Origin of the sequence: Pseudomonas sp. D3-27, assembly GCF_051132165.1 — a bacterium.
Taxonomy (GTDB): domain Bacteria; phylum Pseudomonadota; class Gammaproteobacteria; order Pseudomonadales; family Pseudomonadaceae; genus Aquipseudomonas.
Genome location: NZ_CP071667.1, coordinates 1,870,950 through 1,883,971 on the forward strand (window position 1 = coordinate 1,870,950; position 13,022 = coordinate 1,883,971).

Annotated in this window: 14 protein-coding genes; 7 read left to right on the forward strand and 7 right to left on the reverse strand. The window is 60.8% G+C overall.

All coding sequences use genetic code 11. From position 1 onward, the window contains the following. Nucleotides 1-4: 4 nt before the first annotated feature. Both J3P92_RS08765 and J3P92_RS08770 read right to left on the reverse strand, forming a co-directional pair. Nucleotides 5-487 (reverse strand): GreA/GreB family elongation factor, encoded by a 483-nt coding sequence (locus tag J3P92_RS08765; RefSeq protein ID WP_420764804.1) that lies wholly within the window; start codon nt 485-487, stop codon nt 5-7. Nucleotides 488-489: 2 nt separating this feature from the next. Next, a complete protein-coding gene (locus J3P92_RS08770) occupies nt 490-876 on the reverse strand; it encodes a cytochrome b/b6 domain-containing protein (protein WP_434650425.1) in 387 nt (128 codons plus the stop codon). Nucleotides 877-997: 121 nt separating this feature from the next. Here J3P92_RS08770 and earP point away from each other — a divergent pair, with 121 nt between their 5' ends. Together earP and J3P92_RS08780 are read left to right on the forward strand one after the other, a co-directional pair. Next, the gene (earP, locus tag J3P92_RS08775; protein ID WP_434650426.1) at nt 998-2,131 is read left to right on the forward strand and encodes an elongation factor P maturation arginine rhamnosyltransferase EarP; all 1,134 of its coding nucleotides are present in this window, start codon (nt 998-1,000) and stop codon (nt 2,129-2,131) included. 48 nt (nt 2,132-2,179) lie between these two features. Beyond that, nucleotides 2,180-2,749, forward strand: coding sequence for an elongation factor P (locus J3P92_RS08780; RefSeq protein WP_007955690.1), 570 nt, complete (start codon nt 2,180-2,182; stop codon nt 2,747-2,749). A 70-nt stretch (nt 2,750-2,819) separates the two neighbouring features. On the opposite strand, the gene J3P92_RS08785 is transcribed toward J3P92_RS08780, so the two are convergent. The 3 genes from J3P92_RS08785 to J3P92_RS08795 form a co-directional block, all read right to left on the reverse strand. After that, on the reverse strand, nt 2,820-3,833 hold the full coding sequence (locus tag J3P92_RS08785; protein ID WP_434650427.1) for an alpha/beta hydrolase: 1,014 nt from the start codon (nt 3,831-3,833) through the stop codon (nt 2,820-2,822). Nucleotides 3,834-3,869: 36 nt separating this feature from the next. Beyond that, nucleotides 3,870-4,289 (reverse strand): organic hydroperoxide resistance protein, encoded by a 420-nt coding sequence (locus J3P92_RS08790; RefSeq protein WP_434650428.1) that lies wholly within the window; start codon nt 4,287-4,289, stop codon nt 3,870-3,872. Nucleotides 4,290-4,586: 297 nt separating this feature from the next. After that, nucleotides 4,587-5,048, reverse strand: a complete 462-nt coding sequence (locus tag J3P92_RS08795; protein WP_434563134.1) for a MarR family winged helix-turn-helix transcriptional regulator — start codon at nt 5,046-5,048, stop codon at nt 4,587-4,589. A 147-nt stretch (nt 5,049-5,195) separates the two neighbouring features. Here J3P92_RS08795 and J3P92_RS08800 point away from each other — a divergent pair, with 147 nt between their 5' ends. Further along, nucleotides 5,196-5,945 (forward strand): sulfite exporter TauE/SafE family protein, encoded by a 750-nt coding sequence (locus tag J3P92_RS08800; protein WP_434650429.1) that lies wholly within the window; start codon nt 5,196-5,198, stop codon nt 5,943-5,945. On the opposite strand, the gene J3P92_RS08805 is transcribed toward J3P92_RS08800, so the two are convergent. Further along, entirely contained in the window at nt 5,935-6,789 is an 855-nt protein-coding gene (locus J3P92_RS08805; RefSeq protein WP_420764840.1) for a LysR substrate-binding domain-containing protein, read from the reverse strand. The genes J3P92_RS08800 and J3P92_RS08805 overlap by 11 nt on opposite strands. 97 nt (nt 6,790-6,886) lie before the next feature. On the opposite strand from J3P92_RS08805, the gene J3P92_RS08810 reads away from it, so the two are divergent. Beyond that, a complete protein-coding gene (locus J3P92_RS08810) occupies nt 6,887-7,108 on the forward strand; it encodes a DUF1127 domain-containing protein (RefSeq protein ID WP_420764797.1) in 222 nt (73 codons plus the stop codon). 64 nt (nt 7,109-7,172) lie between these two features. Further along, nucleotides 7,173-8,402: a winged helix-turn-helix domain-containing protein gene (locus tag J3P92_RS08815; RefSeq protein ID WP_434650430.1), complete on the forward strand. Its 1,230-nt coding sequence runs from the start codon at nt 7,173-7,175 to the stop codon at nt 8,400-8,402. Nucleotides 8,403-8,536: 134 nt separating this feature from the next. On the opposite strand, the gene J3P92_RS08820 is transcribed toward J3P92_RS08815, so the two are convergent. After that, nucleotides 8,537-9,883: a class II 3-deoxy-7-phosphoheptulonate synthase gene (locus tag J3P92_RS08820; RefSeq protein ID WP_434650431.1), complete on the reverse strand. Its 1,347-nt coding sequence runs from the start codon at nt 9,881-9,883 to the stop codon at nt 8,537-8,539. Nucleotides 9,884-10,024: 141 nt separating this feature from the next. On the opposite strand from J3P92_RS08820, the gene J3P92_RS08825 reads away from it, so the two are divergent. Both J3P92_RS08825 and J3P92_RS08830 read left to right on the forward strand, forming a co-directional pair. Beyond that, nucleotides 10,025-10,780 (forward strand): spermidine synthase, encoded by a 756-nt coding sequence (locus J3P92_RS08825; protein WP_434610425.1) that lies wholly within the window; start codon nt 10,025-10,027, stop codon nt 10,778-10,780. Between the two features lie 465 nt (nt 10,781-11,245). After that, nucleotides 11,246-12,919 (forward strand): DEAD/DEAH box helicase, encoded by a 1,674-nt coding sequence (locus J3P92_RS08830; RefSeq protein ID WP_030141884.1) that lies wholly within the window; start codon nt 11,246-11,248, stop codon nt 12,917-12,919. The last annotated feature ends 103 nt before the right edge of the window (nt 12,920-13,022 follow it).

The following is a 13,022-nucleotide window of genomic DNA, read 5'->3' on the forward strand; positions in this document are numbered from 1 at the left end:
TGGACTAAATTGCCTCGGTGACAGCGAACTGTTGCCGGGCGCCCGCCACGACGATCTCCACTTCATCCCCTTCGAATTTGCCCAGCAGGCCTCGGCCCAGCGGCGAGCGAGGGGTGATGACGGTGATCGGCTGACCCACCAGCGACACCTTAAGCCCCGCCGCATCCGGCCCCAGGAACAGCCACTGTTGGCGGCCATCTTCATCTTCCAGTCCGATCAAGGTGCCGACCTGGATGCCGCGTTGCCCATCGTAAGGCCTTAGCGCCAGGTTCTGGCAGAGGGCGAGGGCCTGGCGGATTTCCTCTACGCGCCTGGCCTGCCCCGCGGCAAGGTAGGACGCTTCGAGACCAAGGGTGTCGTACTTGTTTTCGGCGATGTTTTCCTCGTGCGTCGCGGTTTCATAAGCGGTTTGCGCGGCTCGCTCGGCGACGTCGAGGTCAACCTTGAGCTTGTCGAGGATCAATTGGTGAACGGTCTGCTTGTTCATGATCACTCGCAAAATTGCAGGACATTGGCGCGGCTTTTCTCGCTGGGCGCGTTCTGGTCCTGTTGCAGCCAGAACTGGCATTTGGGGTTGGACAGGTTGCGAGTATTGTTGCGCACCTGTTCCAACGCCTGGCGCTGCTCGTTCTTCTGCAGATTTTGCTGGTACTGCTCGAACATCGGCGTGGGCGGCTCGGGCGCCGGTTGCACCGCTGGCGGTTGCGCCAGTTGATGGACCGCGGCGGCCACCGGGGCCAGTTGTTCATCGAACAGGAACCTGGACAGCAACCAGCCCGTCAGAACGATGGCGACAAACCCCAGCCACAGGCCCAGGGCAATACTGACGGTCAATCGCAGGGCTGTGAGGCGCGGGGCGGGGGGATGATCAGGCATGACTGCTTCCTGGCAGGGGCATGGATAGGCGCTGATTGTCGCATGAAGATTAATCGCCGTCGGCCCTTCTGCAATACGGGGCCAATGCGGGACAATCAGGCTTTGCCACAGGGAGTCGGGAATGACCGTGCGCTGGGATATTTTTTGCACCGTCGTGGATAACTTTGGCGACATCGGCGTCACGTGGCGCCTGGCCCGGCAATTGGTGGCCGAGCATCGATGCGCGGTGCGGCTTTGGGTCGATGACCTGCGTGCTTTCGAGCGGCTGTGCCCCGAGATCGACGTCGGCCTTTGTGAACAATGGCAGCAGGGTGTACAGGTCCGACACTGGCCCACGCAATGGTGCGACACCGACGCGGCGGACGTTGTGATAGCAGCCTTCGCCTGCCAATTGCCCGGTGCCTATATGGACGCGATGGCCGAACGCGAGGTGACGCCGTTATGGATGAACCTCGACTACTTGAGCGCCGAAGACTGGGTCATCGGTTGCCATGGCCTGCCGTCGGTCAAGTACAAGCATGTGCAGAAATATTTCTTTTTTCCTGGTTTCCAAGAGGGAACGGGGGGCTTGCTGCGTGAGGCCAGCCTGCTGGAGCATCGTCGGCTGTTTCAACAGGATGACGTGGCGCAGCGAAATTTCCTGCATGGATTGGGCGTCGTGCGGGAACCCGGGGCGCGCCTGATCTCGCTGTTCGCCTATGAGAACGCCGGACTGGCGAGCTGGTTCGAGGCGATGGCGACCGATGCGCGCGCATCCCATGTATTGGTTCCCGAAGGTCGGGTCCTGGGCGATGTGGCGCGCTGGCTGGGCGTGGATGGCTTGGAGTCCGGCGCGCTGCATCGCCGCGGCGCCCTGACGGTGCAGGTGCTGCCCTTTATTAGGCAGGATGATTACGACCGGCTCCTGTGGTGCTGCGATTTCAACGCGGTGCGTGGCGAAGACTCGTTCGTACGTGCGCAATGGGCCGGGCTGCCGTTGCTCTGGCACATCTACCAGCAGGAAGAAGACGTCCATCTGGAAAAGCTCGAAGCGTTTCTCGCGTTGTACACCCAAGGTCTTTCGGCTTCGGCGGAAAAAGCGATCAGCGGTCTTTGGCGGGCCTGGAATGCCGGCCAGGACATGGCCGAGCACTGGAAAGCCACTGGCGAAGCGCGTCGTGAACTGGCCGAACACGCCCAGGCATGGTGCCTGGAACAGGCCTCGCGAGCCGATCTCGCCACGGCGCTGGTGAAGTTTTACCGAAATTGGATATGATACGCGGCCTAGATTTTTGTAAATCCCATCCAAATTCGGATATTCGCAATGAAAACTGGTAAAGAACTCAAACCCGGTACCGTGATTCGTATCGACAACGATCCTTGGCTGGTTCAGAAAGCTGAATTCACCAAGTCGGGTCGTAACAGCGCGATCATGAAGACCAAGCTGAAAAACCTGCTGACCGGCTACAAGACCGAAACAGTCTACGGTGCGGACGACAAGCTGGACGACGTGATCCTGGACCGTAAAGAAGCGACCCTGTCCTTCATCAGCGGCGACTCCTACACGTTCATGGACACCACTGACTACACCATGTACGAACTGAACGCCGAAGACATCGAAAGCGTTCTGCCATTCGTTGAAGAAGGCATGACCGACGTCTGCGAAGCCGTATTCTTCGAAGGCCGCCTGGTTTCCGTAGAACTGCCGACCACCATCGTGCGTCAGGTTGACTACACCGAAGGCTCCGCTCGCGGTGATACTTCCGGCAAGGTGATGAAGCCTGCCAAACTGAAGAACGGTACCGAGCTGTCGGTTGCTGACTTCATCGAAATCGGCGACATGATCGAGATCGATACCCGCGAAGGCGGTTCCTACAAAGGCCGCGCTAAATAAGCGAAGTCTTTTGTACGAAAAAGCCCGACCATTGAGTCGGGCTTTTTCATTCTTGCTCCCAGGGGCCCTGTTACTTCAGGTGTTCCTTGAGTTCTTGGGACGCTTGCAACATCGCCGAGCGCACCGCTGGCACCTGGCTCACGACGTTGAGCAAGCCATAGTCGTGGATCATGCCGTTGTAACGGACAGCCGTGACTGGCACGCCGGCCGCGTCCAGTTTGCGGGCGTAGGCTTCGCCTTCGTCGCGCAGTACGTCAGCCTCGGCAGTCTGCACCAGCGCGGGCGGCAGGCCCTTGAGCTGCGCGGTGGTTGCCCGCAATGGCGACGCATAGATCTCGTTGCGCTGCCCGGCATCGGTGGTGTAGTTGTCCCAGAACCACTTCATCATGTTCTTGCTGAGGAAATGCCCTTCGGCGAACTGGTTGTAGGACGCCGTCTCGAAATTGGCATCGGTCACCGGCCATAACAGCGCTTGGAAGCGGATCGCCGGGGTGCCCTTGTCCTTGGCCATCAGCGCCACGACCGCAGCCATGTTACCGCCAACGCTGTTGCCCGCTACCGCCAGGCGCTTGCCATCGACATTGATTTCCTTACCGTGCTCGGCCACCCACTTGGTTGCGGCATAAGCCTGGTTGATCGCCAGCGGGTAACGCGCTTCGGGTGAAGGCGTGTAGTTGACAAACACCGCGACGGCGCCCGAACCCGCCACCAGGTCGCGAACCAGGCGTTCATGGGTTGGGAAGTCCCCCAGCACCCAGCCTCCGCCGTGGAAGAACATGAACACGGGCAGCTCACCCTTGATACCGGCCGGACGAACGATGGTCAGGCTGATCGATTGTCCATCGACCTTGATGGTTTTCTCGCTGACATCGGCCTTGGGCAGCGTCAACTTCACACCGGCCTGGGCGCCGACCAGTACTGCGCGGGCGTCTTTGGGCGACAACTGCTCCAGCGGCTTGCCGGTGCCGGCGTTCAGCGCGTCGAGGAAGGCCTGGGTGTTGTGTTCGACGATGCCGTCGGCGAAAGCGTTGCTCACGCTCAGGGCGAGAAGGGCGCCGGTCAGGGTTTTGCTGAAAGTGTTCATGTGCATCTCCTTAAATTCAGGTTCGAGGGGCGAAGATCAAACGGTCACGTGCAGGCGCACATCAACGTTGCCGCGGGTGGCGTTGGAGTAAGGGCACACCTGGTGCGCGGCATCGACGAGGCTCTTGGCGTCGGCCTGGTCGAGGCCCGGCAGGCTGATGTGCAGGTCGATGTCGAGACCGAAACCACCAGGAATCTGGCCGATGCCGACATGGGCAGAGATAGAGGCGTCGTCTGGGATCTTGCGTTTGGTCTGGCTGGCGACGAATTTCAGCGCGCCGATGAAGCAGGCCGAGTAACCGGCGGCGAACAGTTGTTCAGGGTTGGTCGCCGCACCGCCTGCGCCGCCGAGTTCTTTTGGCGTGGCGAGTTTGACGTCGAGAATGTTGTCGCTGGAGATAGCACGACCGTCACGGCCGCCGGTGGAAGTTGCGATTGCGGTGTAGAGCGTTTTCATGGTGGGTGCCTCGTTTTCAGGTTGGTTGTTTGCGCTAAATGTTTGCGCACTAAGTAGGTGTAGAGAGAATGTATAGCGCTAATAATTTGCGCGCAAGATAAATTTTTACGGAGAATATGAATTGGCAAGCCGGAAATGGCTGGAGGGGCTGTTCTAGAGCGGTTCGATGGGGTTGAAAATTTTTCGATGCGGGGGGTTTTGACGGGAAGGGCGGAAGGTCAAGGGGAGGGGTATTGGATTCGCCGGCGCCTTCGCGAGCAGGCTCGGTCCCACATAGAGCCGGCGGTGTTCCTGAAGTTAGAGGCTGTCTTGCAAGTGCCCACGCAACTGCTGGAGATCATGCTGCAGTTTCTTCAGTTGCTCCAACGTCTGGCCGCTGGCGGCGAGGATGCATTGGGGGATGTCGAGGGCCTTTTTCTGCAAGGCGCGGCCTTGCTCGGTGAGCTCGACGATCACCACGCGCTCGTCCTCACGGCTGCGGGTGCGGCTCAATAGGCCCTCGGCCTCCAGGCGCTTGAGCAATGGTGTCAGGGAGCCCGGGTCAGTGAGCAGGCGGGTGCTGATTTCACCGACGGTCAAACCGTCTTTTTCCCACAGCACCATCATCGCCAGATACTGCGGATAGGTCAGGCCCAGGGCTTGGAGCAGTGGCTTGTACACCTTGGTCATCAACAGCGATGTCGAGTGCAGGGCGAAACAGACCTGGTTGTCCAGCAAAAGGGCTTCGCAAGGGTCGGGGGTGTCGCGTTGGGTGCTCATGGCAAAACCTTTCGTCAAAGATGATTACGAATCTAGCGGACGAATCTTTAATGCACCAGATAATTCTGACGACTTGATCAGGTGTTGCGTTTCCTCGGTCTCGGCAACTGCGTAGGATAGGCGCCCTGATTAAGGGGAGAGTGGTCTGTGATCGAGGTCGTGCTGTATTTGCTGTTGGGCGCCGCGTTGGGCACCTTGGGGGGATTGTTCGGCATCGGTGGCGGGCTGATTGCGATACCGGTGCTGGGCGTATGGTTCGGCCTGGACCAGCAGATTGCCCAGGGCACGGCATTGGTGATGGTGGTGCCTAACGTCATGCTGGCGCTGTGGCGTTATCACCAGCGCAATCGCATCGAGTTGCGTCATGTCCTGCCGTTGGCGTCCATGGGATTCTGCTTCGCCTGGCTCGGCTCTATCTGGGCCGTGGGCATTGACGCCGAAAGCATGCGCATCGGCTTCGTGGTGTTCTTGGTTGTTTTGGCTGCATACAACCTCATCCGAATGTTCACCACCACGGCGCCCGCTTCGGCGCAGATGCGCCACGGTTGGCCATGGCTCGGCGTGTTGGGTGCGGCTTCAGGGACGATGGGTGGCCTGTTTGGTGTGGGTGGGGCCGTTGTCGCAACGCCGTTCCTCACCAGTGTGTTCGGCACGACTCAGGTAGTTGCCCAGGGCCTGTCGCTGTCGCTGGCCTTGCCCAGTACCGGCGTGACCCTTGTCACTTATGCGGTTCATCATGAAGTGGACTGGTGGATCGGCGTGCCGCTGGCAGTCGGTGGGCTGATGAGCATCAGCTGGGGCGTGAAGGTCGCCCACGCCTTGCCGGAGCGACTGTTGCGTGGGCTGTTCTGCGGATTCCTGGTGCTGTGCGCCGTACTGCTCATCTTTAAAGTTTGAAGCCTTCCACGATGTGTTCGGCCAGGCATTCGGTGATCGGCGACGGATTGTGCAGGTTGCGGATCAGCATGATGCTGGCCTCGGGCAGCTCCGGCAGGTTCTCGGCCTCGCCGAGGACGCGCATGTCAGGGGTCAGCAGGCTTTCCAGTTGCGCAGTTATTGCCAGGCCCGCGCCTACCACCGCCATGATCGCCGACAAGCTCGAGCTGTTATAGGCCACGCGGTAATCGCGTCCCATGGCGTCCAGCGCATTGCAGGCCCACTGCCGGCAAAAGCAATCGCTGTTGAACATTGCCAGCGGCAGGGGCGTTTGCTCATGGGTGTTGAAGCACGCCGCTTCGGCCCAGACAAAACGTTCCTTGCGCAGCAACTGGCCTATTTCATCCCCAGGCTTGCGAGTGACGATGGACAGGTCCAGGTCCTGGCGCAGCAGCAATTGCTTGGATGATTCGCAATGCACCTCGATTTCGATCAGCGGATAGAACTGGGCGAAGCGCTGCAGGATGCCTGGCAAAAAGCGCATCACATAATCGTCCGGTGTGCCGATGCGGACCGTGCCGACCATATGGGGTTCGCGCAGGGTATTGAACACTTCGCTGTGCAACTTGAGGATGCGCCGGGCATAACCCAGCAACACCTGGCCCTCGGCGGTGAGCTTGACTTGTCGCCCGTCGCGCTCGAACAGCCGACGCTGCAACACATCTTCCTCCAGCCGCTTCATCTGCATGCTGACCGCGGATTGCGTACGGTTGACCAATTCCCCGGCACGGGTGAAACCACCCTGATCGGCGATGGCGACAAAGGTCCGCAGCACTTCCGTATCGATGCTCGGGTAACTCGACAATGGATCAATCTCCGAGATGTATTGCATAAGAAACATTCGTTGGATTGATCTTAGCCTTGGCGCGAGACTTGAGCTACCCCCAACGGAGGACATGACGATGAAAGGTCAGAAAGGGTATGTATCGATAGACAAGCACTCATTCCACCGGTTTTCCCTCAGCGATCTGCTGCACAAGTTTAGCCGCTGGTATGAATTGCACCATGAACGTGAATTGCTTGCCGGCCTGAGCGACGAGGCGCTCAAGGACATCGGCGTCAGCCGTGCCGACGTGGAAAAAGAAGTGGTCCGGCCATTCTGGGATGACCCAATGCACAAATGAGCCATCCTTCCCTACACAAACCGCTTAGTGGTGAGGTAGGTTGCGAGCAGACAAGGAGATCTCCATGCCCGCGACTCTGTCCTTTACCCTCAAACAGGCCCGGCGTCTGGCGTTGGCCGCCCAAGGATTCGATGGGCGGCTACCGTCGGCGCCGGTCCAACCCTCCCGCCTCAACCGCCTGATCGAACGCCTTGGCGTCCTGCAGATCGATTCAGTCAACGCGTTGGTGCGCTCGCATTACCTCCCGCTGTTCTCCCGCCTCGGTCATTACAATCGCGATTTGCTCGATCAAGCTGCCTGGAGCCAGGGGCGTCGTCGCACGTTGTTCGAATATTGGGGGCATGAGGCTTCGCTGCTGCCGATGACGATGTATCCGTCGATGCGCTGGCGCATGGCCCGGGCGGCGCGCGGCGAAGGTATCTACCAACAATTGGCGCGTTTCGGCCGCGAGCAGCAAGACGTGATCGGTCGAGTCCTGCAATCTGTTCGGGACCAGGGCGCGATTGGCGCGGGCAGCTTGTCCACGCGCCAGGAAAAGGCCGGGCCGTGGTGGGACTGGAGCGCGGAAAAGCATGCGCTGGAGTGGCTGTTCGCGGCGGGCGAGGTGACGGTGGCGGGGCGCCGTGGCTTCGAGCGCCTCTATGATTTGCCGGAGCGGGTCTTGCCGGCCTCGATCCTGCAGCAACCGCTGCCGGACGAAGCCCAGGCCCAGCGCGCACTGCTGATTCATGCCGCCGAAGCCTTGGGGGTTGGCACCGAGAAGGATCTGCGCGACTACTTTCGCCTGGGGCCGGCGGACGCCCGCGAGCGGCTGGCTGAACTGGAAGAGGCCGGAGCACTGCTGCGCTGTCAGGTCCAGGGTTGGAAACAGCCGGCCTGGTGTCGCCCCCTTGTGAAAATTCCTCGCAAGGTTGCCGCCAGTGCGCTGCTGTCACCGTTCGATTCGCTGGTCTGGGAGCGCAATCGCACCGAGCGGCTGTTTGATTTTCGCTATCGCCTGGAGATCTACACGCCGGTACACAAGCGGGTGTATGGCTATTACGTCCTGCCGTTTCTACACAACGAGCGAATTGCCGCCCGGGTTGATTTGCGGGCGGAGCGGGCTTTGGGGCAATTGGCCGTGCATGCCGTGCACGAAGAGGTGCCCGGGATGGACGAGGAGGGCATGCTGGCGCTGGCGGCGAATCTGTGGAGCATGGCCCGGTGGTTGGGGTTGGAGCGGGTTCAACTCAATTGCCAGCGGGAGGGTGGGGTTCGGTTGGCGGTGGCATTGGCTGAAATTACCAGTGACTGAGCTGGCCCCCTTCGCGAGCAGGCTCGCTCCCACAGGGATTTGCGGTGACTACAGCCTTTGTGACACAGCAAATCCAATGTTGGGAGCGAGCCTGCTCGCGAGGCGATTGAACCGGTGAAGAAGGACCTACAGACTCACCGCCGAACCTGCTTCAAGGTCTCGGCAATCAAGAACGCCAACTCCAGCGACTGGTCAGCATTCATCCGCGGATCGCAGTGGGTGTGGTAGCGGTCCGACAGGCCGTCCTCGGTGATCGGGCGCGCGCCGCCGATGCATTCGGTGACGTTCTGCCCGGTCATCTCGATGTGGATACCGCCGGCGTAAGTCCCTTCGGCTTCATGGACCTGGAAGAATTGCTTCACTTCGCCAAGGATCTGCGCAAAGTTCCGGGTCTTGTAGCCGCTGCTGGCCTTGATGGTGTTGCCGTGCATCGGATCGGAGCTCCACAGCACCTGCTTGCCTTCACGCTGTACGGCGCGCAGCAGTTGCGGCAGGTGATCGCCAACCTTGTTGGCGCCCATGCGCGCGATCAGGTTCAGTCGGCCCGGGTCATTGTCCGGGTTGAGGACGTCGATCAGGCGAATCAGGTCGTCAGGGTTCATGCTGGGGCCGACCTTGACGCCGATCGGGTTGTTCACCCCGCGCAGAAACTCGACGTGGGCACCGTCCAGCTGACGGGTTCGGTCGCCGATCCACAGCATATGGGCCGAGCAGTCGTAATAGTCATTGGTCAGGCTGTCGCGGCGCACGAAGGCTTCTTCGTAGTTGAGCAGCAACGCCTCGTGGGCGGTGAAAAAACTGGTTTCACGCAGTTGTGGCGAGCTGTCCATGCCGCAGGCGCGCATGAAGGCCAGGGTTTCGTCGATGCGGTCGGCCAGGTGGCTGTATTTTTCCGCCAGGGCCGAGTTGGCGATGAAGTCCAGATTCCATTTGTGCACCTGGTGCAGATCGGCAAAGCCGCCCTGGGCGAACGCACGCAGCAGGTTCAGCGTGGCGGTGGACTGGTGGTAGGACTGCAGCAACCGCTCCGGATCCGGTACACGACTTTGCTCGTCGAAGCCGATGCCATTGACGATGTCACCCCGGTAGGCCGGCAGCGTTACGCCGTCGATGGTTTCATCATTGGCGGAGCGTGGCTTGGCGAACTGGCCGGCCATGCGCCCGACCTTCACCACCGGGCAACCGGCGGCGAACGTCATCACGATCGCCATCTGCAGCAGCACCTTGAAGGTGTCGCGGATCTTGGCGGCGGAGAATTCGACGAAGCTTTCCGCACAGTCGCCGCCCTGCAACAGAAAGGCCCGGCCCTGGGTAACTTCGGCGAACTGACGGCGCAACTCCCGGGCTTCACCGGCAAACACCAGTGGCGGATAGCTGGCCAGGGTCTGCTCGACCCGTTGCAGATGCGCCGCGTCAGGGTATCGGGGTTGCTGCTGGATCGGCAGGGCGCGCCAGCTGTCAGGGCTCCAGGGTTGGCTCATCATGATCTCTAGGTGATTTACGCTCGGGCGCTCATGTTATCAGCAAATTAGTGCGTGACCTGCTCCGCTTGCTTCGCGGACAATCGCGCCTTCGCCCCGTATGGGCAGGCCCATGGCCGCCCGGCAACATCAGGAGATGAAATGACAGAGGAGCGCGTCGAGCATTTGCTCGCCGAGGTGCACGACGAGTTCGGCATGATTCGCGTGTTCGAAGTGGCCGACTACCGGTTTCTCGAGTTCGGCGATGCCATCGAGCAGAGCTGCGTGTTCACGGCCGATCCCAGCTGGCTCGAATACGACTACACTCGCGCCATGCTCATCGGTGCGTTGTGTCACGAGCAGCCGGAAAGCGCGCTCTTCCTGGGATTGGGCGCAGGAACCTTGACCCAGGCCTGCCTCAAGTTTCTGCCGCTGGAAGATGTCGAGGCGATCGAGCTGCGCCCCGAGGTGCCGCGCCTGGCCATCGAATACCTGGGGCTGGATGACGATCCGCGCTTGTACATCCGCGTCGGCGATGCCCTGGAACTGCTTGAAACGGCGGAGCCGGCCGATCTGATTTTTGTCGACCTCTATACCGATGTCGGCCCCGGCGTAGGCCATCTGGCGTGGGGTTTTCTGGAAAACTGCCAGAAGCGCCTCAACCCGGGCGGCTGGCTAGTGATCAATCAATGGGCAACCGATGACGGCAAGCCCCTGGGCGCGGCATTGTTGCGTGGCCTGTACCACCGACACTATTGGGAATTGCCGGTGAAGGAGGGCAACGTGATCCTGATCGTGCCGGCGGACCTGGACCAGGCGCTGGACATGCAAGGCTTGGTTGCCCGGGCCGAAGGGCTGGCGCCACGATTGGGGTATTCGTTGCAATCGCTGATCAAGGCCATCCGCCCGGCGACGTGATCAGAACTGCAAGGGCTTTTGTGGCGAGGGAGCTTGCTCCCGCTCGGCTGCGAAGCAGACGCCTGGGTCAGTAGTCTGGAATCGATGGGGCCGCTTCGCGACCCAGCGGGAGCAAGCTCCCTCGCCACAGGGGAACGCCAGCGCAAGTGAACCGTTTTAGCCGGCTGCCCCAAGGCTTTTGGTCGCGAGCCCTACAACAGTGTTTCAGTAAAAAAAGCTCCCTTTTTGGGCGAATTCCGGTATAGTGCGCGCCGGCCTTTAGCCGGGCCGCGTCAAGGTAGCGCAATATTCCGAAGCCAGCTTCGGTTGCATGTCCGCACAACGGATGCTTCCGCGACGTTCTTTTTCATTCATTCGTTTTCGCAAATCCCCGCCGACAAAGCTGCCAGGGCGACTCTTGAGTCTCAACACGGCATGCGCAGCTTTGGAGCATGGGTCTTTGCGGATGCACTTAGAGGCAGACCCATGACCCAGGAAATCGGCGGCTTCGCCGCTCTTGAACTTCATCCCAATATTGTCGCTGCAGTAGTCGCTACCGGCTATGAAGAGCCTTCGGCCATTCAGCAGCAGTCGATCCCGATCATTCTCGCCGGTCACGATATGATTGGTCAGGCGCAAACCGGTACGGGTAAAACCGCCGCGTTCGCACTGCCGATCCTGCACCGCATTGATCCGTCCAAGCGCGAGCCGCAAGCTCTGATCCTGGCCCCAACTCGTGAGTTGGCGCTACAAGTTGCAACCGCTTTCGAAACCTACGCCAAGCAAATGCCAGGCGTGACTGTTGTGGCTGTCTACGGCGGCGCGCCGATGGGCCCACAACTGAAAGCAATCCGTAATGGCGCACAGATCGTTGTCGCCACCCCGGGCCGTCTGTGCGACCACCTGCGTCGCGACGAAAAAGTCCTCGCCACCGTGAACCACCTGGTTCTCGACGAAGCGGACGAAATGCTCAAGCTGGGCTTCATGGACGACCTGGAAGTCATCTTCAAGGCCATGCCTGAGACTCGCCAGACCGTCCTGTTCTCGGCCACCTTGCCACAATCGATCCGTGCCATCGCCGAACGCCATCTGCGCGATCCGAAGCACGTGAAGATCCAGAGCAAGACCCAGACCGTCACCGCGATCGAGCAGGCTCACCTGCTGGTTCACGCCGACCAGAAGACTTCCGCCGTTCTCAGCCTGCTGGAAGTCGAAGACTTCGACGCCCTGATCATGTTCGTGCGCACCAAGCAAGCGACCCTGGACCTGGCCAGCGCCCTGGAAGCCAAAGGCTACAAAGCCGCCGCGCTGAACGGTGACATTGCCCAGAACCAGCGTGAGCGCGTGATCGACTCCCTCAAGGATGGCCGCCTGGACATCGTTGTGGCGACCGACGTCGCGGCCCGTGGCCTGGACGTTCCGCGTATCACCCACGTGTTCAACGTCGACATGCCGTACGATCCGGAGTCCTACGTACACCGTATCGGTCGTACCGGCCGTGCCGGTCGCGAAGGCCGTGCGTTGTTGTTGGTCACCCCGCGTGAGCGCCGCATGCTGCAAGTGATCGAGCGTGTGACGGGTCAGAAGGTCGCTGAAGTCCGCCTGCCGGACGCCCAGGCCGTTCTCGATGCCCGCATCAAGAAACTGACCAACAGCCTGTCGCCGCTGGTGGCTGACGCCGAATCGACCCACGGTGATCTGCTCGATCGCCTGACCGCCGACATCGGTTGCACCCCACGTGCCCTGGCCGCTGCCCTGTTGCGCAAGGCCACCAACGGCCAAGCGCTGAACCTGGCTGCAATCGAGAAGGAACGCCCACTGGTGCCGAACAACGCACCGCGTGGCGACCGTCCTGAGCGCAGTGGCGATCGTCCGGACCGTGGTGATCGCGAGCGTCGTGCACCGATCCCGTTGGCCGAAGGCCGTGCTCGCTGCCGTACCGCGCTGGGTGCTCGTGACGGCATTGCCGCCAAGAACCTGCTGGGCGCGATCCTCAACGAGGGTGGCCTGGCTCGTGAAGCCATCGGTCGTATCCAGGTGCGTGACAGCTTCAGCCTGGTGGAACTGCCGGAAGATGGCCTGGAGAAGTTGCTGACCAAGCTCAAGGACACCCGCGTGGCCGGCAAGCAGCTCAAGCTGCGTCGCTACCGCGAGGATTGATCGACCTACGGGTTGATTGATCGAGCACGAAAAAATCCCCGACTGGTTCGGGGATTTTTTTTGCCTGTCGTTTGGCGCTTTTCAATGCGAGCGGCGGGGAGGC